Below are 21,673 nucleotides of genomic sequence, written 5' to 3'. Positions count from 1 at the left end.
ATCGCATCCATGTTAACTGACCGTTTTGTCTACACGCCCCAACACGAACAGTACGACGAAGTCGTAGACCAGGACGGTCAAATTCGCGAACACTGGCATTACCCAATGCGGGTTATGAATGCCATGGGGGTGGATGCCCTGCTTGAGCGTCAGCGCACCGCAAAGCGTATTCTCCGAGACGATGGCGCGAGTTACAGCCCTGGTGGTCAGCTTAATGTCAGTCACACTTGGAATCTCGATTTACTGCCCTTAATCCTCTCTAGTCAGGAGTGGGAGGGCATTGAAAACGCGCTGCGTGAGCGCGCCGAGTTACTGAATCTAATTCTCAGTGATTTATACGGTGAGCGCAGCCTCATCTTAAATAAGGTTATCCCACCAGCGGTTTTGTATAGCCACCCCGGATTTTTGCGGGCCTGCGATGGTATTCGGCTGCCTGGCGAGCATCAGCTCATTTTCCACGCCTCAGACTTGGTCCGCTCAGCAAATGGGGAGTGGCTGGTTATTGGTGATCGCACCCAGGCACCGTCGGGAACCGGTTACGCCTTGGAAAACCGCACGGTATTGCGGCGGGTCATGCCCAGTTTGTTCCGTGACGCTCACGTCCATCGCTTGTCTAACTTTTTTTTACAGTGGCGTCGCAAGCTGGCGGAACTGAGCCAAACCAAAGATGCGCCACTTGTTGTGTATTTGACCCAGGGCGCATTCAAAGAGAACTCGTTCGAAGATGCCTATTTAGCAAATTACTTGGGTTACCCGCTGGTGCAGAGCCGCGATTTAACCGTGCGCAAAGGGGGCTTGTGGTTGAAGTCGCTAGAAGGCCTGCGCCGGGTAGACGTGGTGTTGCGGCGTATCGACGACAGCGTTGCTGATCCTGTTGTATCTCGACAAAGTTTTGGTCAGGGCATTCCCGGTTTAACCGAAGTTGTGCGCGCTGGCGGCGTGGTTATCGCCAATCCGCTGGGCAGTGGTATCCTAGAAAACCCCGTGTTGGCTAAGTATATGCCGGCCATTGCTCGCCACTTTCTGGGGCGAGATCTGCGCTTAAACTCGGTGCCGACATGGTGGTGTGGTGATGCGGCTGATTTGGAGTACGTCAAAGCGCATTTTGCTGACCTATTAATTCGCCACACCTGTCGTGCACCTGGCAGACACAGTGTGTTTGTCGCGGAGCTCAATGCTGAGGAGCGCGCTAGCCTTCTGGCTAAAGTGCTTGCCAACCCCGTTGATTATGTCGCGCAGAGTGCCGTGCGTCCGTCGCAGACCCCCGCGCTTGATGGCAAGGTGTTTAGCAGTCGCCCTTTGGTGCTGCGCAGTTTTACGGTTGCCAGTGGTAGCTCTTACTCAGTGATGCCGGGGGGGCTGACGCAGATTGGCAGCCATACTGATACCCAGCACATAGTGAGCCAGTACGGTGGCGGTAGTAAAGATACCTGGATTATTGCCTCAGAACCGGAAGTCGAAGACAGCGTTTTTGAGCCGGAGAAGTTAGCGCGACAGTCTCAGGCCCTCGATCGCAATTTCAGTTTGCCGAGCCGGGTAATCGACAATTTATTTTGGTTCGGCCGCTACGCTGAGCGCGCTGAATCCGGTTTGCGTCTAGTGCGTACCGCGTTCGAGGAGCTTAATAGTATTGAGCCCCTCTCCCCGGAAAGCCGTCGAGTGTTATTGTGCTCGGTTACCCACGTTACGGGAACGTATCCAGGGTTTACCGCTAAAACCGCCGACTTTAATGCGCCGGAACACGAGCTGCTGGATATCGTGTCAAATCGTTCTCGGCCAGGCAGTATTGCACACTGTCTGGAGGCCATTTTACATTCTGCTGACGGCGTAAAAGAATTGTTGTCGAATGATATGCTGCGTTTAGTGAATGATATTCGCGACGGCATGGAGTTTTTAAATAAAAATTTAAAAAGCAGCTTGCAGGCGGCGCCAGATGAATTGCTCGACCCTTTGATAACGAGCTTGCTGGCACTCTCCGGACTCAGTCAGGAGAGCATGGTAAGAGGCCGGGCGTGGCGCTTTATGGAAATGGGCCGACGCCTTGAACGGGCGCAGAAAACGGTTGAACTGCTGACCCGTATGTTGGTGGTTAATATTGGTGATGGCCAAAATGTTTCGCTGCTTAAGCCGGTGTTAGCGAGCCTAGAGTCACGTATTGTCTATAAACGTTATTATCGCAGCGGCTATCGTCTCGATAAGGGCATGGAATTGCTGTTGTTTGATCGTGAAAATCCGCGTTCGGTCATGTTCCAGCTAGAGAGTTTGCGTAGCCACTTAGAGGAAGTGCTTGGCCCTAATAAGGGTATTCAATTAACGGAAGACATGCGCTGTATTTTACGGGCAACAAACACCTTGCTTATGTCGCGTTTGGATGAGTTGGCCGCAAGGGACGAGGCTAGCGGTGAACACCTGAAGTTGGGTGAATTACTCAGTCAGTTAGACAGTGATTTAAAGGCCGCTTCTCAGGCATTGGCAGATCGTTACTTTGATCACGCCGCTGGGCCGCAACCCGTTGAAATGAGTGGCAGGGGCGAGACATGAAATACCGAGTCAAGCATTCGACACGCTATGAATATGCCGATCAAGTGAACCAGGGCTATAACGTTGCCTACCTTATTCCGCGTGAATGTAACGGCCAGCGGGTGAACTTTAGTGATATTCGAATTATCCCAACACCGGCAAGCAAGATTAAACGCGTCGATTATTTTGGCAATGTAGTTTGCCATTTTACGGTGGAAAAGCCCCACCGAAGCCTCGAAGTGATTGTTGATAGTGAAGTGGAAATTGCACCGTCTGAGCCGCGTTTGCTCGGTGGCGGCATCACCTGCGCGGAGGTGCGTGCGGCGCTCATTAATGGCGCTAATACTGAGGATGTAAAAGCCTCTGAATTTTGTTTTGACTCACCAATGATTGCGGTAACAAGGGAGCTAAGTGAATTCGCGGTCGATTTGTTTAGTCCGGATCGTCCGTTTCTTGAAGCGGTGAACGCGTTAAACTCCCGTATTTTTAAGGACTTCAAATACGACCCGGGTTTCTCAACTGTGGCTACGCCCCTGAAGGATGTGATGGCCAGTCGTCGCGGTGTCTGCCAAGACTTCGCGCACCTTGCCATTGGTGTTTTACGCGGCATGGGTTTTGCCGCGCGCTATGTCAGTGGCTACCTAGAGACGTTGCCGCCGCCAGGCCAGGTCAAACTCGCGGGCGCAGATGCATCTCATGCTTGGTTTGCGGTGTATATTCCCGGTGATGATTGGCAAGATTTTGATCCTACCAATGATGTTATGCCTGCGGATCAGCATATCACTACCGCTTGGGGCCGGGATTATTCTGATGTAACGCCTTTAAAAGGTGTGGTATTTGGTGGCGGTGGCAAACAGGTATTGTCGGTGGCGGTCGACGTGTCGCGGGCGGAGTCTCCCTCCGAACGGGCCTTGTTTACAGATAATGGCACTCCTACTCGGCGTCTGGACGATCCGGTGGCGCAAAACGCTGGGCTGCCAAATCAACAGAGTCAGAGCCAACAGAACCAGAGTCAGGCTCAGGCCACCCCCACTCAAGCTTTGCAATCGCAAACTCAGTCACAACTGCCGCCGCGTAGCGTATAAGAGATACGCAATGCAGTGGTAAGCGCGGGGTACTGTCGCTCCCGTCATCCGCTTGACCGTTTCGGTCACTCCAATGTGCCTAGGCCCATGCTAGTGTGGGTCTAAGCACGTCGTCGCGTTCGTCTGGCGTTTTCCAAAACAATAATTAGTGAGAAGCTCATGTCTGCTCAAAATACCTTGATAGCTTTGGTCACTGGGGCCAGTCGTGGCGCAGGGAAAGGTATTGCGCTTGCTTTGGGTGACGCTGGCGCCACGGTATATGTTACTGGGCGCAGTGCAAAGGAAGGCGAGGCGTCATTGCCGGGCACGGTATTTGCGACTGCTGAAGAAGTTAGTCGCCGTGGCGGGCGAGGAATTCCGGTGGTGTGTGACCATGCAGACGACCGCCAGGTCGAATCACTTTTTGCACAAATAGCCGCCGAACAGGGCCGCCTCGACCTCTTAGTTAACAATGCACTGTGTGTTCCTGATGGTCTGACCATCGCCGGGCCTTTCTGGGAGAAGCCTTTAGCATTACAGGCGGTTTTAGATGTCGGTCTGCGCTCGACTTATGTGGCGAGCTATTTTGCGGCGCCACTGCTACTGAAAAGCACACAGGGTCTGGTCATTAATACCTCGTCACCCGGTGGCCGCAGTTATATGCATGGCCCAGCTTATGGCGCGGGCAAGGCCGCAGTCGACAAAATGGCCCACGATATGGCGGTGGATTTTAAAGCTTACGATGTAGCGGTAGTCGCCTTATGGATGGGAATTTTAAAAACAGAGAGAACCATGGCGGTTATTGACGCCCAACCAGAATTATATGGCCACATGCTCGCGATAGCCGAATCGCCAGAATACAGTGGTCGGGTTATCGCTGCGCTATCTCAAGACCCTCAGCGTATGCAATTCAGCGGCAAAGTGTGTATGGCCGCTGAGCTTGGCGAACACTATGGCGTGGTCGATATTGATGGTCGGCAGCCGCCGTCGCCACGCGCAATTTTTGGCGGCGTCACTGAGTTTGGCGACGCTATTGTGCAGTAGTGTGAGTCCAGCTGTCGTCCATATGGGGTATTAGGGAGCGCGGGGCAATTCGGTAAAATCCTTGCTCTAAAATAGCGGTGAGACGGTGTTGGCCCGGCGTGGTTTGGCATGGTCTCCTATAAGCGGGGAGAACATCAAAATGGCATTACAGATCGCGGGTTTACCAGAGGGTCAGTATGCCACGCTAGCGAATGGCCAGCGTATTCACTACTTGGATCAAGGCGTTGGGCCTGTTGTGGTATTTCTGCACGGCAGCGGCAGTGGCGCAAGTGGCCACAGCAACTTCAAGTACAACTATCCCTATTTAGTTGAACAGGGCTTTCGCGTCATTGTGCCTGATCTTATTGGCTATGGTTATTCCGATAAGCCCGAGGATGTTCAATATCATTTGGATTTCTTTGTTGAATGTGTTCAGCAATTACTCGCCCAGCTTGGCGTTGAGCGCTGTGCTCTTATTGGCAACTCCCTAGGTGGCGCCATTGCGATTAAGTACACCTTAGATAATCCGGCTAGCGTCAATAAGCTGGTGCTGATGGCGCCGGGCGGTATTGAGGAGCAGGCGGATTATTTTCATATGCCTGGTATGCAGGTGATGAAGGAGGTATTTACTTCTGGGCCGATGGCGCCGGAGCGCTTAGAGGACTTTATTCGTCGGGGCTTGGTGTACGACGATAGCGTCGTTGACCAACAGCTTATCAATGAACGCTGGGGTATATTTCAACAACAAAATAGCCAAGTTATTACCTCGATGATAGTGCCCAATATGGCGTCTCGCCTCCAAGAAATCGAATGCCCAGTTTTGGCTTTTTGGGGTGTGAATGAAAAAATGATGCCGGAAACCGGCATACAAACCCTTGCCAAAAATTGTCGCCATATTCGCTTAACCTTAGTTTCTGAGTGTGGCCACTGGGTCATGGTAGAACACCGGGACATGTTTAATCGCAATACCGCCGATTTTTTGAGAAATAATTAATATGCACAAACAAGAAATTGAAGCGCTGGGTAATGCCTTGTATACCGCAATGCGCAGCTTTCAGCCTATCTCACCGCTCACTGAACAAGCGCCAGGCATTACGCTTGATGATGCCTATTATATTTCCCTGCAGATGCTAAAGCGTCGTCTAGAAGATGACGGCGAGGTGGTGGTTGGTAAAAAAATCGGGGTGACCAGTAAAGTCGTGCAGGACATGCTCGGTGTTCATCAACCTGATTTTGGCTTTTTAACCGATGCGATGGCGTACGCCAACGGCGCCGATGTGCCGGTTGCCGGTAATATGATCCAGCCCCGAGCAGAAGCCGAAATTGGCTTTAAGCTCAAAGCAGACCTACAGGGGCCCGGTGTCACCGAGGCCGATGTTTTGGCCGCTACAGAATGTATTATGCCGTGTTTTGAAATTGTTGATTCGCGCATTAGCGATTGGAAAATTCAAATCCAAGACACAGTTGCTGACAATGCTTCTTGCGGTGTCTATGTGCTTGGCGATGCCAGCGCAGACCCGAAAGGTTTGGATTTACCCAATTTAAAAATTACCGTGTGGAAAAATGGCGAGCTGCTCAGTGAAGGTCTGGGTAGTGCAGTACAGGGCAACCCACTCACGGCAGTGGCCTGGCTGGCGAATACCTTGGGCCGCTTTGGGATTCCTTTTAAAGCGGGCGAGGTTATTTTGTCGGGTTCACTAGTGCCACTTGAGTCCGTTCAAGCTGGCGACAAAATGACCATGGAGCTACACGGAATTGGTCGCGCCGCTGTGCAGTTTGTGTAAAGAAATATCGACGGCACCTGAATTTACTATGAGAGTTAACAATAATGGCTGAAAAAATTAAGGCAGCAATAATTGGTCCGGGCAATATTGGCACTGATTTATTGATGAAGGCACTTCGCTCTGAGTTTATCGAGCCGGTGTGGATGGTGGGTGTTGATCCAGACTCGCCGGGTTTAACGCGGGCGGCTGACATGGGCTTAAAGGTCACCTCTGCGGGTGTTGACGGTATGGTGCCAACGATGCGTGCAGATGGTGTGCAGATTTGCTTTGATGCAACGTCAGCCTATGTTCACGCGGAGAATTCTCGCAAGGTAAATGAACAGGGCGCTCTCATGATCGATTTGACGCCCGCGGCCATTGGTCCTTACTGCGTGCCGCCGGTTAATTTGAATGACGCGCTTGCCGAGGGCTGCATGAACGTCAATATGGTGACGTGTGGCGGCCAGGCAACCATACCAATGGTAGCGGCCGTGTCACGGGTACAAAAAGTGAGCTACGGCGAGATTGTCGCCACGGTGAGTTCGCGTTCTGTTGGGCCTGGTACTCGCAAGAATATTGATGAGTTCACCCGCACAACCGCTGGCGCGGTTGAGCAAGTGGGCGGCGCGACCAAAGGTAAGGCGATTATTGTCATCAACCCTGCTGAGCCACCGTTAATGATGCGTGACACTATCCATTGCCTAACAGTCGATACTCCCGATCAGGCAGCGATAACAGCCTCAGTACATGCCATGGTTGCTGAAGTGCAAAAATACGTACCCGGTTACCGCCTTAAAAATGGCCCAGTGTTCGATGGCAATCGGGTATCCATTTTTATGGAAGTAGAGGGGCTTGGCGACTTTTTGCCTAAATACGCGGGTAATCTCGACATTATGACTGCAGCGGGCTTGCGCACCGCTGAAATGTTTGCCGAAGAAATATTGGCTGGCCGTTTAACATTAAAGCCGACGGCTGCTTAAGGGGATACGATAATGGATTTACGCGGTAAAAAAGTCGTTTTACACGATATGTGCCTGCGCGATGGCATGCACGCCAAACAGCACCAAATCTCCTTGGATGAAATGAAGAGCATTGCCCGGGGCTTAGACGAGGCGGGTATGCCGCTAATCGAAGTGACCCACGGCGACGGCTTGGGTGGCGCTTCGGTGAATTATGGCTTCCCCGCTCACAGCGACGAAGAGTACCTCAAAGCCGTGATTGGCGTTGTAAAAAACGCGAAAATTTCGGCGTTATTACTGCCGGGTATTGGTACGGTTGATCACCTGAAGATGGCCGCAGATTTGGGCGTAACAACCATTCGGGTTGCCACCCACTGCACCGAAGCCGATGTTTCAGAGCAGCATATTGGCATGGCGGCGCAGATGGGCCTCGATACCGTCGGCTTCTTAATGATGACCCATATGATCGAGGCCGAGCAAATTGTCGAGCAGGCTAAGCTCATGGAGTCATTTGGCGCTAATTGTATTTACTGCACGGATTCTGCAGGCTATTTATTGCCCGATCAGGTTAAGGAGCGTATTGCGCTCTTGCGTCGGGAACTGAAGCCCGAGACTGAACTTGGATTCCACGCCCACCACAATCTCAGTCTAGGAGTGATGAATTCGCTGGTGGCGGTTGAGGCTGGGGCGAACCGCATTGATGGCTCGGTGGCGGGCTTAGGGGCCGGTGCGGGGAATACACCGCTGGAGGTCTTGGTGGCGGTAATGGACCGTATGGGCGTTAATCATGGCATTGATCTCTATAAAATCATGGATGTTGCCGAGGATTTGGTTACCCCTATCATGGACAGCCCGATCAGAATTGATCGTGATTCGTTGACCTTAGGTTATGCCGGTGTGTATTCCTCGTTTTTGCTGTTTGCCAAGCGCGCTGCTGAAAAATACGGGGTGTCATCCCGTGATATTTTGGTTGAGCTTGGCAAGCGGCGCACGGTCGGCGGGCAAGAGGATATGATTGAGGATTTGGCGCTGGATATGGCGAAAGCGCGCGGCTTAATTTAAGGCCCTAAACGCCCGCCCTACAGCGTATGCTCCTCGACAGACAGCGATGTGTCGAGGAGTGGACGCGCTAGCACTTTCCTGTTCATTGTTCTCGGTTATACTAGCGGCCCAAACATATAAGAAGGGTCGTTCATTCCGTTATGCTTATTGATCCCGCATTTGATGAAATTATTGCCACAATCTATCAGGGGCCACTCGAGGAGGAGCCGTGGCAGGATTTTCTGTCAGTGTTGTGTAAGCTGATGGGCGCCGTATCCGTGACTTTAGTCCTGAACCCACCGTCGGAGAAGGGTTTGGGGGTACTGAGGGTGGTGGGGGGGAATTTGGAAGGTATTGCTCGCTATCAAGAGCGGCTTTTCGCTATGGATCCGTTTCAATCATTGCGGCCCGGCGAAGTGAAAAGTTTAATGGAGCTCGTGCCCAGTGAGAATTGGCTAGAGAGCGAGCTTTATAATCTGTGTATGAAACCTGCTGGGCTTTACGATTCCCTCGGTGTTGATATCCATGTGCCTGGCGAAATGGACGCGGGCTTACGCGTCGCGCGGGGTGAGCAGTCGCCCAGTTTTAATAAGGCCGATCGCGATTTAATCTATACCCTCTTACCTCATTTAGAGCGGGCACTGCGCCTGCATGTACGCTTAAACAAAATTGAGTCAGAGCGCGCACTTTATGCCGGCGCAGTGGAAAGTTTGTCGCTGGCGACTATTATTCTAGATGAGAATGGTCGGGTCCTTAGTTGCAACCGTATGGCCGAACATTTGATTATACGCGAACCCGATGTACGGGTTGAAGATGGGCGTTTAATCTTAGGAGACCAAGCGACAACCAAGAAGCTCCAGCGCCTCATAGACCGCATCCTCAGTCATAAGGTCGGGGATGAACCCACGGTAGTGGAAGCGATGCGAGTTTGCCGAGACGGTGACTTTTCTGACCTTGGTGTCATAGCGCGGCCGGTGCCAATGACCGAATGGTCAGAAGGGAAGTCAGTACCCACCGTGGCGATATTTATTAGCGACCCGGAATACGGCGCCGAAGCGCCGGTTGCGGTGATCATTCAGCTCTTCGGATTTACCCCTACCGAAGCGCAGTTATCGCTGTTATTGGCTGATGGCCTTTCGCTTGATGAGGCCTCAGCGGCGCTGGGTATGAGTCGCAATACGGCTCGCACACACTTGCGATCGATTTTTTCAAAAACCGGTGTCAGTCGCCAAACTTTATTAGTACGCCTAATTCTTAAAAGTGTGGCACAACTGGCCGACTAGTTATCGAAAGAGAAGATTTGCTTATTCATAGCAACTGAGGATGGGCGGTATGGCTATTTTGGAAAATAAAGTTGCGGTAGTCACCGGTGGTGGTCAGGGGGTCGGCGCTGGTATTGCACTTGCGCTTGCCGCCGAGGGTGCCGTGGTTGCTGTGCTGGGACGAACATTAGCCACGTTGGAAGCCACCTGCGCTGAAATTCACCACCGTGGTGGTGAGGCTCAAGCCTTTGTTTGCGACGTGACCGAGGCTGAGGATATCGACGCCGCCATAATGGAAGTTGTCGATGAATTTGGCAGTATCGATATTTTGGTCAACAACGCTCAAATTGTTCCCCTGGGTCGTCTCCTCGAGATAAATGATGACGAATACCAAGAGGGCATGGATTCCGGCCCGCTTGCCACCTTTCGCTTTATGAAAGCCTGTTATCCCTTTTTACGCGGTGATGGCAGTATTGTTAATCTCGCGAGCTCCGCCGCAATGCGTTCCGACTCCGCCGGATTTGGCGCTTATGCGGCAGCAAAAGAGGCCATTAGAGCATTGAGTCGGGCTGCGGCCTGTGAATGGGGCGAAGACAATGTCAGGGTTAACTGCATTATGCCACTGGCCATGTCGCCGGCAATGAGTCGCTGGGTTGAAGGCGGTGGTGATGACGTCGAAGATTTTCTTGGCACGGTTCCCCTTGGTCGCGTGGGTGATTGCGAGGAAGACGTTGGCCGCGTGGTGGTGTTTTTGTGTGGCCCCGATGCGAGTTACATCACTGGCCATACCTTGCCTATTGACGGTGGCCAAGCCTTTTTGCGTTAAGCTCCTGCCTGCGAAATCACCACTTTATTTTGTATTCCACGCCAATCGCGAGGTTGTTTACATCGCTGCGCCGATACTCATTGAGGCGATATTCGCTGACAATATATAAATTTTCTATCAGCCGATAGCCAAGCTGTGCTTCGACAACGATCGGGTTTGACGGTATCTGCATCGCTAAATTTTCATTAAAAGTGTGATCGATAAATCCTGCTAAATAAAGCCGGTCGCTGAGGTAGGGGAAGCGCAGCGCAAATGAATGCTCCAGTTGCCACACGCTTGCATCGCTGTCGTCGATTTGAATGGCGTGTAAATTAACAGCGTAGCTAAAGTTGATTTTGGCGAAAAAGGATTGCAGCGCGGGGCTGTCATTTATGCGCCAGCGCACGCCAAATCGCAGTCGATCATTGTCTTCGCCGCTGCGCATATTGTACTGCACAGTTAAATCCAGGGGCGATGAGTCGCGAAATTGCCAGCGAATATTTTGCTCCGTATAGTAGTTGGTGGTGTCCCCTAGCTCGTTGTCGGCAGGCTGATTGCTTATATTAAGCAAGCTGAAATAGGAAAAACGCTTGGGAAGTGTCGCGGTAATATTTAAGGTGAAAACACTGTCATTGTCGACATCAGAAAGATACGGATAAACATTAAAATCTAAAAAGCCCGATTGGCTATTGCGGACTTCTGCAGACCACGTTTGGGTGCAGTATATGGATAATATGCCGCTGAATATCAGCGTTTTAATTTGCTTTCTGGTCAATAGTCTTACTCACTTTATTTGAAATCTCATCCCTACAAGCTAGCATAGCGCCGTCAATCTTGCCTTGCTCGTACAAAACTATTCCCGGCTAAAGTTGAGTTTTTAGCGGTAACTCTGTGGTGTTTTTAATTTCGGTCACGGCGATATGAGAATGCAGTTCGCGAATCATTGGTAGGGCCAATAGGCGGTCGCGAACAAAGCTTTCGTAATTGCGAATGTCCTTCACAATTATTTTTAACATATAATCCCAGATCCCCGTCATGGTGTAGCACTCGACGACTTCGTCAAAATTGCGAACTGACGATTCAAATTCCACGAGGTTTTGGCGTCCAGAGGTAGTTAGATTAACCGTGGCAAATACCACCAAATCCATACCGAGTGTTTGCCTGTTGAGAACCGCGACTTTCTTTAGAATGAGGCCGTCTTGCTCAATTCGATTAATACGTCGCCAGCATGGCGACTGCGACATGCCAACAATATCCGCTACCTCACTGGAGGTTTTACTGGCATCAGATTGCAAAATGCTAAGAATATTAACGTCTTGGCGGCTTAAATCGGCACTCATCAGGACTCCTTTTTATTTTAATTGCTTTATATAGGTCTATTTTATGCAGAATTATTGGATTAATGGAATCGCGAGTCGCGTTATTTAAACCCTGAATAGGGCGCAGGCATGCAAAACGGGACTGCTAGTGCCTTTTTGTGGAGGCGGGAGGGTTATTGTGGCGCAGGCTTAGTCCTCTTTTAGCGTGCAAAATAGTTCAGAGGGCTGTGATCCTTATACCGTTTTAAGCTTAGAATATTTTCTTTAGTAATTTAATCTCATTTTAATGGGTGTTTATGTATAGTTTTAAGATGGCAAAAATTGCGGCAACTGATTGTTTTTAGATAATTATATTATAAAATTTTTTTATTTTGGCCTCGTCATTGCTGAATGGTAGCTCGATTTAATGAAATTATTTGTGTGTTGATAATTTTAAAATGTCCACAATTGCTTTAGTTTAGAGCTCAACTTCGCTTGCGCAGAAGCAGCGTGAATGTTGTTAAAAAGCCAGTAAATAGCTAAAAATAATGTGACGGCATTTAGGTGGTAATTGCACTATATGCCGCTATGCTTACAGAGCGATAAATCGTTGCTGAACAATTAGTTGTAGGGCAGGGCTGGTTGCTAGTCTATGGCGCTAATCTCGGTAGTTTGCGGTATGTAAACCTGTCGTTTTATCGAAGCAGCGGATTCGCAGAAAAGAATAAGCAGTCATCGTAAAGACTGTTGCTTTGATGAAATGGGATGCGGTAAACGCAGTCTGGCGCAATGCCAGGTTTTACTGATACCTGATGAACTCGATAAGGGATGCGTCATGGTAATAGCACTAATTATTTTAGGACTGGTGATTATCACGGTTCTGTTCCATCTCTACAGCCCTTGGTGGCTGACGCCCATCGCTTCTAATTGGGGTGCTATCGACACCACTATCGAAATCTCCTTCTGGATTACCGGTCTGGTTTTTATTGCCGTTAACTGTTTTTTGGCGTGGGTAGTGTGGCGCTATAAACATACCGGTAAACATCAAGCGCACTATGAACCGGAAAGTAAAAAGCTAGAGTTATGGCTTACCGGCCTCACCGCCATCGGTGTTATCGCCATGCTCACCCCCGGTTTAATTGCCTGGGCCAAGGTGGTGAATGTGCCGAGTGAGGCGACGAATGTCGAGGCGATTGGTCAGCAGTGGCAGTGGACTTTTCGGTTCCCCGGCGCTGACGGTGAGCTTGGCGGCGCGGATGCGCGTTTTGTTACCGCGACAAACCCCTACGGTATTGACCCTGAAGACCCCAAAGGCCAGGACGATCTCATCGTAAACAGTCATCAATTGCATTTGCCGGTGGGCAAACCTGTGAAGATGCTTTTACGCTCAAATGATGTGCTACACAATTTTGCGGTGCCGCAATTTCGAGTGAAAATGGATTTGGTGCCGGGAACCGTGACCTATCAGTGGTTTGAGCCTAGTCGGGTTGGCACCTTTGATATTCTTTGTGAAGAACTCTGCGGCGTCGCACATTTCACCATGCGCGCCCAGGTAATTATTGAGGAAGAAGATGCCTATTTACAGTGGTTGAACAGCCAACCGACATTTGCCCAAACTCAGCGTAATCCCGCGCCAGACTTGGTGGCGGGTAAACAACTGTATTCTACCTGTGCCGCCTGCCACGGTATCAACGGTGGTGGTTTGGCAGCAATGCAAGCACCTAATTTAAGTGGTTTGGCGGCGTGGTATATGGATCGCCAGCTGCGCTATTACCGCGAGGGTGTCCGCGGGGCTCACCCAGCAGACAGCAGCGGCCAACAAATGGCTGCCATGGCTAAGTCGGTGCCCAAGGCCGATGATCTGCATAATCTCCTTGCTTATGTTGAAAGCCTACCCTCGGTCGCTGCTACCTCAACCTTGGGTGGCGATCCGGCGCGTGGCGCCCAGGTTTACCAGCCGTGTGTTGTTTGTCATGGCGCTAATGGCCAAGGCACTGCGGCATTGCAGGCGCCGCAACTGGCAGGGCAGGCCGACTGGTATTTATACACGCAGCTTAAATATTTCAGCATGGGCTGGCGGGGCAAACACCCCAAAGATCAGTACGGTTCACAAATGCGCTTAATGACCAGCACGATTCAAGGTCCTCAACGTCTGCAAGATTTACTGGCGTATATCGCGACCTTGCCGGTGTCGGGCAGCCACCAGGAACAGCTTGCACGGGCAACAATTGCAGAGGGGACGCAACAACCATGACACATATTGCCATCGCTGATCAGACCGCTCATTTACACCATCCCAAGACCTTTATTGGTAAATATATTTGGAGCCAAGACCACAAAGTCATCGCCATTCAATATTCGGTAACGGCGATATTTGTGGGTTTAATAGCCTTGTTATTGTCGGTTCTCATGCGCCTGCAGTTGGGTTTTCCCGGTCAATTTAATTTTATTAGTCCGGATGCCTATCTCCAGTTTGTGACCATGCACGGCATGATAATGGTGATTTATCTGCTCACTGCGCTGTTGTTAGGTGGCTTCGGCAATTACTTGATTCCGCTGATGGTCGGCACCAGAGATATGGTGTTCCCGTATTTAAATATGCTCAGCTACTGGTTTTATCTCGTTTCGGTAATTGTCTTAATGAGCAGTTTTTTTGTGACTGGCGGCCCCACTGGCGCGGGCTGGACTTTGTATCCTCCGCAGTCGATTTTAGCAGGTACCCCAGGCTCAGGGAGCGGAATTGTGCTTATGCTATTGTCGCTGGCGATATTTATCGTTGCATTCACGATGGGTGGTTTGAATTACGTCACCACTATTTTTCAGGCGCGGACACGGGGCATGACGTTGATGCGTATGCCCTTGACTATATGGGGCATTCTCACCGCGACCATCCTCGGTTTGTTGGCGTTTCCGGCGCTGTTGGTTAGCGCCATCATGATGTTGTTTGACGCCCTATTGGGCACCAGCTTCTTTATGCCTGCCATCGTATCTTTGGGCGAACCCTTAAATCACGAGGGCGGCAGTCCCATTCTGTTTCAACATTTGTTTTGGTTCTTTGGTCACCCTGAAGTTTACATCGTGGCGCTACCGGCCTTTGGTATGGTTAGTGACGTGTTGAGTGTTCACGCTCGCAAGAATATCTTCGGCTACCGCATGATGGTGTGGGCAATTGTGGTTATCGGTGGCCTCAGCTTTGTTGTGTGGGCCCACCATATGTACGTAAGTGGTATGAACCCGTATTTCGGCTTTTTCTTTGCTACCACGACCTTAATTATTGCCGTGCCCACGGCGATCAAAGTGTATAACTGGGTGCTTACGCTGTGGCTGGGCAATATTCACCTCACTGTACCTATGCTGTTTGCGATTGGCTTTATTTTCACCTTCACTCACGGCGGCCTAAGCGGTCTGTTTTTGGGGAACGTGGTGGTCGATTTACCCTTGTCAGACACTTTTTTTGTGGTCGCCCATTTTCACATGGTTATGGGGGTGTCGCCGATAATGGTTCTGTTTGCCGCGCTCTATCATTGGTTTCCACTGGTTAGCGGCAAGCAATTGCACACCGGCCTTGGCAAATTACATTTTTGGGGCACTTTTCTGGGTACTTATGCGATCTATCTACCTATGCATTACTTGGGGTTTCTCGGTGTACCGCGGCGCTACTACGCACTGGGTGATACCTCGTTTATTCCGGAGTCGGCCCACGTATTAAATGAAGACATAACTATTGCCGCGATTATTGTTGCCCTATTCCAGCTGGTGTTTGTCGTGAATGTAATTTGGACTCTGCGCTCGGGTCCGCGCTCGGTGCGCAATCCCTGGGGCGTTGCATCCCTCGAGTGGCATACTCCTGATGTGCCGCCAGCGCACGGCAACTGGGGCGACGCTTTACCGACCGTACACCGCTGGGCCTACGATTACAGCGTGCCGGGCGCGAAGCACGATTTTATCCCCCAGCATGTCGCCGAAGAAAATGTCGAGTACGAAGCCGGCGGCCGCCGGGTTGGGGAGGGTGAGTAATGGGCTGGTTCGGAATACTCTCAGAAAAGCCATGGATACCTGAGGCACAGGGCACGAGCGCTGAATGGGGGCGTACCGCTTATACCCCCGCGGTTAAAATATCACTGCGGTTTATGTTGGGTATTATCAGCGTATTTTTTCTGCTGTTTTTCGTTACCTTTATCAGTCGATCCCAATACGACGATTTTTTAGCGCTGGCTGGCGAGCCCTGGCAACCCTTTACCAATTCTATGCGGCTGTGGATTAACTCCGGTGTATTAGTGCTGGCGAGTGTTGCGATGCAAGGGGCCGTTTATGCACTGCGCCGCAATCAAAACTTGCGCCTACTGTGCTTGCTAGCGATAGGCGCTGTGCTAGCGGCCCTCTTTATTATTTTACAAATATCGGTGTGGCAGTTTTTGGCAGGCATGGGCTATAGCGTTGCTGGCAATCCGGCGAATAGTTATTTTTATATCTTAACGGGCTTACACGTCTTGCACCTTGTTGGTGGTTTGGTGGCCCTGAGCCGGGTAGTGTATAGCTTGCGAGAGGAGGGCGATTTACAGAATCGCCACGCGGCGATAGAAGCCTGCGCGGTGTATTGGCATTACTTGTTAGGCCTCTGGTTTGTATTGTTTTTTATGTTAACCCGCACACCTGAAACTTATGCACTGATTGCCGCAGCCTGCGGCCTGGGATGAGATTATGGCGAATACTCCCGCAGTAAATGCAAAAAGTGGTTATTGGCAGAGTCTAGTCAATGACTGGGGCGCCGACCGAGAAGTGTTCAAGCTTTCCTGGGGCAAACTGATGATGTGGATATTCCTGCTCAGTGACACCTTTATCTTTAGCGTTTTCCTGATTGGCTATATGAATGTACGAATGTCAGCGACGGACAGCTGGCCGCTAACGAGTGAGGTGTTTGCCTTACACGTTGGTGGCGCCGACATCCCTTTGCTGCTCATTGCCATTATGACGTTTATCTTGATTACCAGTAGCGGCACCATGGCGATGGCAGTTAACTGCGCCTACCAGCGCAATAAAGCCGCCACGTTTAAATTGATGATTGCCACCGCAATTCTCGGCGCCAGTTTTGTCGGTATGCAGGTGTTTGAGTGGAGCAAACTGATTTTAGATGAGGGGGTTAGGCCTTGGTCTAATCCCATGGGGGCCGCTCAGTTTGGTTCCGCGTTCTTTATGATTACTGGTTTTCACGGTGTGCACGTGAGCATTGGCGTAATTTATCTTACGGTAGTCGCCTTTAAGGTATTGCGGGGCCATTACGATGAACGGGGTTTCCAAATCGTTGAAATAACCGGCCTGTATTGGCATTTTGTCGATCTGGTTTGGGTCTTTATTTTTGCCTTTTTCTATTTGTGGTAAGGAGCTCAAGATGAGTGGTCAGCCTGAAACAGTGAGTCATGGCGAGGGGCAGCAACACCCTATAGGTTTATATTTTAAAGTGTGGATATTGCTATTTGTGCTCAGTTCAATGTCTTACGCGGTAGATTATTTTCATTTTGTAGGGTATTTGCGCTGGACCTTAATACTGGTGTTTATGTTTCTCAAAGCAGGGCTGATTATCACGGTGTTCATGCATTTTGCTTGGGAACCCAGTACATTAAAATTGGCGTTGGGCTTGCCGGTTATTGCGATAGTGGTGTTTATTGGTTTTATGGCGGTAGAAGCTGATTACACTTTTCTGAGTCGTCTCACCTTTATGTCGGGGGGGACATGAGGCGCGGCCGGCTCCCGCGATATTTGATTCCCAGCCTACTGGCGGGGGTGCTCATAAGCAGTGCCTTTATGGCAAATTCCATCTTGCGAACTCAGTTTCAGCAAGCTCCTGACGTTAATGGTGCAGTTTTGGCGACGCCACTAGCACTGCCAAGCTTTGAACTGCGCAATCATCGTGGCGAACTAGTCCATAAGCTTGATTTTTTTGGGCGCTGGCAATTAATTAGCTATGGCTACACTCAGTGCCCGGACATCTGTCCAACGATGTTGTCGAGCCTCGCCGGATTCCTAAAATTACTCGATAAAGAAACGCGATTCCACGATCTGCAAGTGCAGTTCTACAGTATCGACCCAGAGCACGATAGTATTGAAAAATTGGCTAATTATGTGCCGTGGTTCGATGGCCGCTTTATCGGTTTGCGGGCCGATGATCCAGCGCAAGCTGCTATTTTTGAGCGGAGCATGGGTTTGCAGAGTTACCGCAACGGTGAGCCTGAACTGGCGAACGGGGATGTGGCGGCGAATTCAAATAGCCCAGAAATTGCACACGGTTTTCGCTTATATTTATTGGATGAACAAGCGCGCTTGCGAGCGTCTTTGGCACCTATTTCAGCGCGAGATGGTAGTAAATACTATGAGGCCGAGGCTTTATTAAAGGATTATCTCGCACTTCGTCAGTGGTTTGCCAGCCAACGTTAATTATATTGCCTGTCGCCTTGCCTTTGGCATAATGGGCGCATTGGTCGCTACCGGAGCGTTTCATCTTACTATCGCAGGTTGTTATGCCCAATCGCTGGGATCTTTTCTGTAAAGTTATCGATAATTACGGTGACATTGGCGTGAGCTGGCGTTTGGCGCGGCAATTGGCCGCAGAACAAGGGCTTGAAGTGCGGCTGTGGCTTGATGATATTGCGGCTTTTTGCCGCATTTACCCAGCTGGTGACCCCAACCTTCGTGTTCAACATCATTGCGGCGTCGCAATTCACCGCTGGCCTGAAGATTGTTCGGGTGTTGAAGCCGCAGAGGTGGTTATTGAGGCGTTTGGCTGCGAGTTGCCCGGGCAATATATTGTCGCCATGACTGCGCGTGAGCGACCTCCACTGTGGTTAAATTTGGAATATTTAAGTGCGGAGGCTTGGGTTGAGGGCTGCCATGGCTTGCCGTCTTTGCAGGAAAATACGTTAGCGAAGTATTTCTTCTTTCCGGGATTTACACCGAAAACTGGTGGGCTGTTGCGGGAAACCGGTCTCATACAGCGGCGTCAGGACTTTCAATCGCGCGAGGTGGCCAAGGCTGGTTTTTTACAAGATCTTGGCGTTCATTGGTCGCCAGGTAGTCAATTAATCTCACTGTTTTCTTATGAGAATAGACGCTTATCGACGTGGCTGGCGAGCTTGGTTGGTGCGGAAAGGCCTTCTCATATACTCGTTCCGGAAGGTCGAATCCTTCCTGATCTGGCAAACTACTTGGGCGTAGCCAGTATTCACGTTGGCCGCCTCTACCGGCGCGGCGCCTTGAGTATTCAGGTGCTTCCTTTCCTCAGTCAGGACGATTATGACCGACTACTATGGGTTTGTGACTTTAATATTGTGCGGGGTGAGGACTCTTTTGTTCGCGCGCAATGGGCTGGGCGGCCCTTTATTTGGCATATTTATCCTCAGGAGGAGGGTGCGCATTTAATCAAGTTAGATGCTTTTTTACAGCGCTATTGCGAGGGCTTACCCCCTGACTTGCAGTTGGCCGTGAAGACTTGCTGGCTAGCATGGAATCAGAGTCAAAATTGCCCTGTTAGCTGCTTTGAACTGATTGGCGCAGCGCCAGCGCTGACGGGCCATGCAGAGCGTTGGTGTGGTCGGCAGATGACAGTAGAAAATCTTGCTGATTCACTAGTGCAATTTCACCAAAACTGGTTATGATACGCAGCCGCAATTGATGGCATCCCATTAATCCTTTTTCGGATGCAAGTATGAAAACCGCACAAGAAATGAAGCCCAATAGCGTGATGCTGATCGAGGGCCAGCCCTGGCTAGTTCAAAAAGCCGAATTCACTAAGTCTGGTCGCAATAGCGCCATCGTTAAAATGAAGCTCAAAAACTTGTTGAGTGGTTCTTCTACTGAGACGGTGTTCAAGTCAGAAGATAAGGTTGAGCCGGTCATTCTAGACCGAATTACCGTGAACTACTCCTATGTCGCCGACGGCGTCTATGTGTTCATGGACGAAGATTTCAACCAATATGAATTGAGTGCTGAGGATATTGAAAGCGTTTTGCCCTATATCGTCGATGGCATGACCGACGAATGTGAAGCCGTATTCTTTGAAGGTAAAGTGATCTCAGTTGATCTGCCGACCACAATTGTCCGCCAAATTGTTTATACCGAAGGTTCCGCCCGTGGCGATACCTCTGGCAAGGTAATGAAGCCTGCGCAATTGAGTAATGGCACGGTGGTTAAAGTGGCCGATTTCTGTGAAATCGACGACTGGATTGAGATTGATACTCGCAACGGCGAGTACAAATGTCGCGCTAAAGCCCCTGTTTAAGCGGTATGTAACGCTAAAAAACCGGCCATTGTGTCGGTTTTTTTATGCCCGCGTGGTTAATGGCCAAATACTGACCAGCCGGTGCGCTGAACTAACATTTCTAGCGCCTCGGTGCCCAGCTTGCTGTTGCCAATACTGTCTAAACCGGGTGACCATACAGCAATAGAAGCTTTCCCTGGTGCAACCGCAAGAATGCCGCCGCCTACGCCACTCTTGCCGGGTAAACCGACGCGATAGGCAAACTCACCCGAGCCGTCGTAGTGACCACACATCAGCATGAGTGAATTTATACGTCGCGCTCGCTGGGCCGAAACAACTCTTGCTCCGGTGCTTAAATTGATACCGTCAGAGACCAAAAACAGGCCTGCCTGCGCCAATTGTTGGCAGCTCATACTAATCGAGCAGTGATGGAAGTAGGTGCCGAGTACGCAATCGACAGGGTTTTTAAAACGGCCAAAAGATGCCATGAAATGCGCTAGTGACGCATTGCGGTCGCCGGTTTGAAGTTCAGATAGAGCTACTTTCTCGTCGATGCCAATACTGCTGTCATTGGCGATAAATCGCACAAATTGCAGTATTTCGGCGAGGGTTTCTTTGGGTTGGTGGCCCATCATAATGGCGTCAACTATGGCAATCGCGCCGGCGTTTATGAAGGGGTTGCGGGGTTTACCGCTTTCATGCTCGAGCTGAACTATGGAATTAAACGGGTCGCCGGAAGGCTCCCTGCCCACTCTTGACCACACGGCATCGCCGAGCTTGCCCAAGGCAATAGTGAGGGTAAATAGCTTGGAAATGCTCTGGATGGAAAATAAGGTGGCGGCGTCACCCGCGCTGAATACCTGTCCGTTGGGTAGAGCTACGCTAATGCCAAATTGGCCTGGATTAACGCAGGCGAGCTGGGGGATATAATTTGCTACCTGACCGCGTTCGCTGCGATCTTTCATGGTGGCACAGATGTCGTCGATAATATCTTGCATGGCTTTGTGTTGTTGTGTCGGAATCAGAGTAAGTCTTAGATGGAGGCAGAACACCTGCAGAGCTCACCACCCATAAGCGTTGGTACGGTTATTATATTCGCTGTGCACAGCTTGCGGCAGCTATTTCTAGACTGAATATTGCCATGCGTGTTCAGCGTGGGGGCATACTTGGCGTTAATATAACGAATACGCTTAGTTTTGATCTAAATCCTGTGACTCAGCCCACAAAAGTTACTATCCACTATACCTAGGGAGGCGATAAGGCGGCAGAATGCCAATGCGCTGATGAATTGTCGTGAGTGCACTATACAGTTTTCTCGGTGAGTAATTCACTTACTTCGTCGGAGGTATATTTCGATATGATTTTCAGTCGCAATTTAGACAATGCAGGCCGCGAAAAAATCTCGTCGCCCAGTCGTATGCTCCAGTCCTGGCACCCAGTTGCCATTCTAGTGCTAATACCGATCATTCAGCTTATTGTTTCCGGTCTAAGCGCTTAAGAACCTCTCTATAATTCGGCCTGCACGTATCTTTAACGGTATTTGTCAGTGCTCGCCGGTATTTAATGATATTCTCGCAAATATTGATTTGTGTTGGCTGTGCTTGTTTTGCTAACAAGTGCCACTGCTATATGAAAAATGCTGGCTGAATCCTGTACATACCTGCCCCAAAAAGTGTGCTAAAAGCCG

General features: G+C 50.4%; 20 protein-coding genes. 17 read left to right on the top strand and 3 right to left on the bottom strand.

The annotated features are described in order from the left end of the window. Positions 1-9 precede the first annotated feature (9 nt). The 9 genes from HNQ57_RS01075 to HNQ57_RS01035 all read left to right on the top strand — a co-directional run bounded on the left by HNQ57_RS01075 (position 10) and on the right by HNQ57_RS01035 (position 10,458). Positions 10-2,541, top strand: coding sequence for a circularly permuted type 2 ATP-grasp protein (locus HNQ57_RS01075; protein WP_184460785.1), 2,532 nt, complete (start codon positions 10-12; stop codon positions 2,539-2,541). Beyond that, positions 2,538-3,605: a transglutaminase family protein gene (locus HNQ57_RS01070; RefSeq protein WP_184460784.1), complete on the top strand. Its 1,068-nt coding sequence runs from the start codon at positions 2,538-2,540 to the stop codon at positions 3,603-3,605. Before HNQ57_RS01075 ends, HNQ57_RS01070 begins: the two co-directional genes overlap by 4 nt. A gap of 159 nt (positions 3,606-3,764) precedes the next feature. Beyond that, positions 3,765-4,628: an SDR family NAD(P)-dependent oxidoreductase gene (locus HNQ57_RS01065; RefSeq protein WP_184460783.1), complete on the top strand. Its 864-nt coding sequence runs from the start codon at positions 3,765-3,767 to the stop codon at positions 4,626-4,628. A gap of 139 nt (positions 4,629-4,767) precedes the next feature. After that, positions 4,768-5,601, top strand: a complete 834-nt coding sequence (locus HNQ57_RS01060) for an alpha/beta fold hydrolase (RefSeq protein ID WP_184460782.1) — start codon at positions 4,768-4,770, stop codon at positions 5,599-5,601. A 1-nt stretch (position 5,602) separates the two neighbouring features. Next, entirely contained in the window at positions 5,603-6,391 is a 789-nt protein-coding gene (locus tag HNQ57_RS01055) for a fumarylacetoacetate hydrolase family protein (protein WP_184460781.1), read from the top strand. A gap of 44 nt (positions 6,392-6,435) precedes the next feature. After that, positions 6,436-7,350: an acetaldehyde dehydrogenase (acetylating) gene (locus tag HNQ57_RS01050; RefSeq protein WP_008249262.1), complete on the top strand. Its 915-nt coding sequence runs from the start codon at positions 6,436-6,438 to the stop codon at positions 7,348-7,350. A 12-nt stretch (positions 7,351-7,362) separates the two neighbouring features. Continuing rightward, a complete protein-coding gene (dmpG, locus tag HNQ57_RS01045) occupies positions 7,363-8,391 on the top strand; it encodes a 4-hydroxy-2-oxovalerate aldolase (RefSeq protein ID WP_008249263.1) in 1,029 nt (342 codons plus the stop codon). 140 nt (positions 8,392-8,531) lie between these two features. Then, positions 8,532-9,653: a helix-turn-helix transcriptional regulator gene (locus tag HNQ57_RS01040; RefSeq protein ID WP_184460780.1), complete on the top strand. Its 1,122-nt coding sequence runs from the start codon at positions 8,532-8,534 to the stop codon at positions 9,651-9,653. A gap of 49 nt (positions 9,654-9,702) precedes the next feature. Beyond that, the gene (locus tag HNQ57_RS01035) at positions 9,703-10,458 is read left to right on the top strand and encodes an SDR family NAD(P)-dependent oxidoreductase (RefSeq protein ID WP_184460779.1); all 756 of its coding nucleotides are present in this window, start codon (positions 9,703-9,705) and stop codon (positions 10,456-10,458) included. A 16-nt stretch (positions 10,459-10,474) separates the two neighbouring features. Here HNQ57_RS01035 and HNQ57_RS01030 read toward each other — a convergent pair whose 3' ends face one another. Next, positions 10,475-11,212 carry a hypothetical protein gene (locus HNQ57_RS01030; protein WP_184460778.1) on the bottom strand — a complete coding sequence of 246 codons (738 nt, stop codon included), beginning with the start codon at positions 11,210-11,212 and terminating at the stop codon, positions 10,475-10,477. An 88-nt stretch (positions 11,213-11,300) separates the two neighbouring features. Next, positions 11,301-11,777 (bottom strand): Lrp/AsnC family transcriptional regulator, encoded by a 477-nt coding sequence (locus HNQ57_RS01025; protein ID WP_184460777.1) that lies wholly within the window; start codon positions 11,775-11,777, stop codon positions 11,301-11,303. 793 nt (positions 11,778-12,570) lie between these two features. Here HNQ57_RS01025 and HNQ57_RS01020 point away from each other — a divergent pair. The 8 genes from HNQ57_RS01020 (at position 12,571) to efp (ending at position 20,007) form a co-directional block, all read left to right on the top strand. Beyond that, positions 12,571-13,989, top strand: a complete 1,419-nt coding sequence (locus tag HNQ57_RS01020; protein WP_184460776.1) for a c-type cytochrome — start codon at positions 12,571-12,573, stop codon at positions 13,987-13,989. Next, positions 13,986-15,752, top strand: a complete 1,767-nt coding sequence (locus tag HNQ57_RS01015; RefSeq protein ID WP_184460775.1) for a cytochrome c oxidase subunit I — start codon at positions 13,986-13,988, stop codon at positions 15,750-15,752. Before HNQ57_RS01020 ends, HNQ57_RS01015 begins: the two co-directional genes overlap by 4 nt. Further along, on the top strand, positions 15,752-16,432 hold the full coding sequence (locus tag HNQ57_RS01010) for a cytochrome c oxidase subunit 3 (protein WP_184460774.1): 681 nt from the start codon (positions 15,752-15,754) through the stop codon (positions 16,430-16,432). Before HNQ57_RS01015 ends, HNQ57_RS01010 begins: the two co-directional genes overlap by 1 nt. Positions 16,433-16,436: 4 nt before the next feature. Further along, positions 16,437-17,114: a heme-copper oxidase subunit III family protein gene (locus HNQ57_RS01005; RefSeq protein WP_184460773.1), complete on the top strand. Its 678-nt coding sequence runs from the start codon at positions 16,437-16,439 to the stop codon at positions 17,112-17,114. Positions 17,115-17,124: 10 nt separating this feature from the next. Then, on the top strand, positions 17,125-17,469 hold the full coding sequence (locus HNQ57_RS01000) for a cytochrome C oxidase subunit IV family protein (protein WP_221301530.1): 345 nt from the start codon (positions 17,125-17,127) through the stop codon (positions 17,467-17,469). A gap of 68 nt (positions 17,470-17,537) precedes the next feature. Continuing rightward, positions 17,538-18,167, top strand: a complete 630-nt coding sequence (locus tag HNQ57_RS00995) for an SCO family protein (protein ID WP_184460772.1) — start codon at positions 17,538-17,540, stop codon at positions 18,165-18,167. A gap of 83 nt (positions 18,168-18,250) precedes the next feature. After that, on the top strand, positions 18,251-19,384 hold the full coding sequence (gene earP, locus HNQ57_RS00990; protein WP_184460771.1) for an elongation factor P maturation arginine rhamnosyltransferase EarP: 1,134 nt from the start codon (positions 18,251-18,253) through the stop codon (positions 19,382-19,384). Positions 19,385-19,434: 50 nt separating this feature from the next. Beyond that, the gene (gene efp, locus HNQ57_RS00985; RefSeq protein WP_184460770.1) at positions 19,435-20,007 is read left to right on the top strand and encodes an elongation factor P; all 573 of its coding nucleotides are present in this window, start codon (positions 19,435-19,437) and stop codon (positions 20,005-20,007) included. A gap of 56 nt (positions 20,008-20,063) precedes the next feature. Here the strand turns inward: efp and HNQ57_RS00980 are convergent, their stop codons facing one another. Continuing rightward, positions 20,064-20,984 carry a glutaminase gene (locus HNQ57_RS00980; protein WP_184460769.1) on the bottom strand — a complete coding sequence of 307 codons (921 nt, stop codon included), beginning with the start codon at positions 20,982-20,984 and terminating at the stop codon, positions 20,064-20,066. Positions 20,985-21,673: the final 689 nt, after the last annotated feature.

The organism is Zhongshania antarctica (genome assembly GCF_014202945.1).
Classification (GTDB): domain Bacteria; phylum Pseudomonadota; class Gammaproteobacteria; order Pseudomonadales; family Spongiibacteraceae; genus Spongiibacter; species Spongiibacter antarcticus.
This window is presented reverse-complemented; position numbering and strand designations above follow the sequence as displayed.

Coding starts and splice junctions, on each gene's coding strand:
- HNQ57_RS01075 (WP_184460785.1), top strand. CDS start 10: ATGTTAACTGACCGTTTTGTCTACACGCCCCAACACGAACAGTACGAC.
- HNQ57_RS01070 (WP_184460784.1), top strand. CDS start 2,538: ATGAAATACCGAGTCAAGCATTCGACACGCTATGAATATGCCGATCAA.
- HNQ57_RS01065 (WP_184460783.1), top strand. CDS start 3,765: ATGTCTGCTCAAAATACCTTGATAGCTTTGGTCACTGGGGCCAGTCGT.
- HNQ57_RS01060 (WP_184460782.1), top strand. CDS start 4,768: ATGGCATTACAGATCGCGGGTTTACCAGAGGGTCAGTATGCCACGCTA.
- HNQ57_RS01055 (WP_184460781.1), top strand. CDS start 5,603: ATGCACAAACAAGAAATTGAAGCGCTGGGTAATGCCTTGTATACCGCA.
- HNQ57_RS01050 (WP_008249262.1), top strand. CDS start 6,436: ATGGCTGAAAAAATTAAGGCAGCAATAATTGGTCCGGGCAATATTGGC.
- dmpG (WP_008249263.1), top strand. CDS start 7,363: ATGGATTTACGCGGTAAAAAAGTCGTTTTACACGATATGTGCCTGCGC.
- HNQ57_RS01040 (WP_184460780.1), top strand. CDS start 8,532: ATGCTTATTGATCCCGCATTTGATGAAATTATTGCCACAATCTATCAG.
- HNQ57_RS01035 (WP_184460779.1), top strand. CDS start 9,703: ATGGCTATTTTGGAAAATAAAGTTGCGGTAGTCACCGGTGGTGGTCAG.
- HNQ57_RS01025 (WP_184460777.1), bottom strand. CDS start 11,777: ATGAGTGCCGATTTAAGCCGCCAAGACGTTAATATTCTTAGCATTTTG.
- HNQ57_RS01020 (WP_184460776.1), top strand. CDS start 12,571: ATGGTAATAGCACTAATTATTTTAGGACTGGTGATTATCACGGTTCTG.
- HNQ57_RS01015 (WP_184460775.1), top strand. CDS start 13,986: ATGACACATATTGCCATCGCTGATCAGACCGCTCATTTACACCATCCC.
- HNQ57_RS01010 (WP_184460774.1), top strand. CDS start 15,752: ATGGGCTGGTTCGGAATACTCTCAGAAAAGCCATGGATACCTGAGGCA.
- HNQ57_RS01005 (WP_184460773.1), top strand. CDS start 16,437: ATGGCGAATACTCCCGCAGTAAATGCAAAAAGTGGTTATTGGCAGAGT.
- HNQ57_RS01000 (WP_221301530.1), top strand. CDS start 17,125: ATGAGTGGTCAGCCTGAAACAGTGAGTCATGGCGAGGGGCAGCAACAC.
- HNQ57_RS00995 (WP_184460772.1), top strand. CDS start 17,538: ATGGCAAATTCCATCTTGCGAACTCAGTTTCAGCAAGCTCCTGACGTT.
- earP (WP_184460771.1), top strand. CDS start 18,251: ATGCCCAATCGCTGGGATCTTTTCTGTAAAGTTATCGATAATTACGGT.
- efp (WP_184460770.1), top strand. CDS start 19,435: ATGAAAACCGCACAAGAAATGAAGCCCAATAGCGTGATGCTGATCGAG.
- HNQ57_RS00980 (WP_184460769.1), bottom strand. CDS start 20,984: ATGCAAGATATTATCGACGACATCTGTGCCACCATGAAAGATCGCAGC.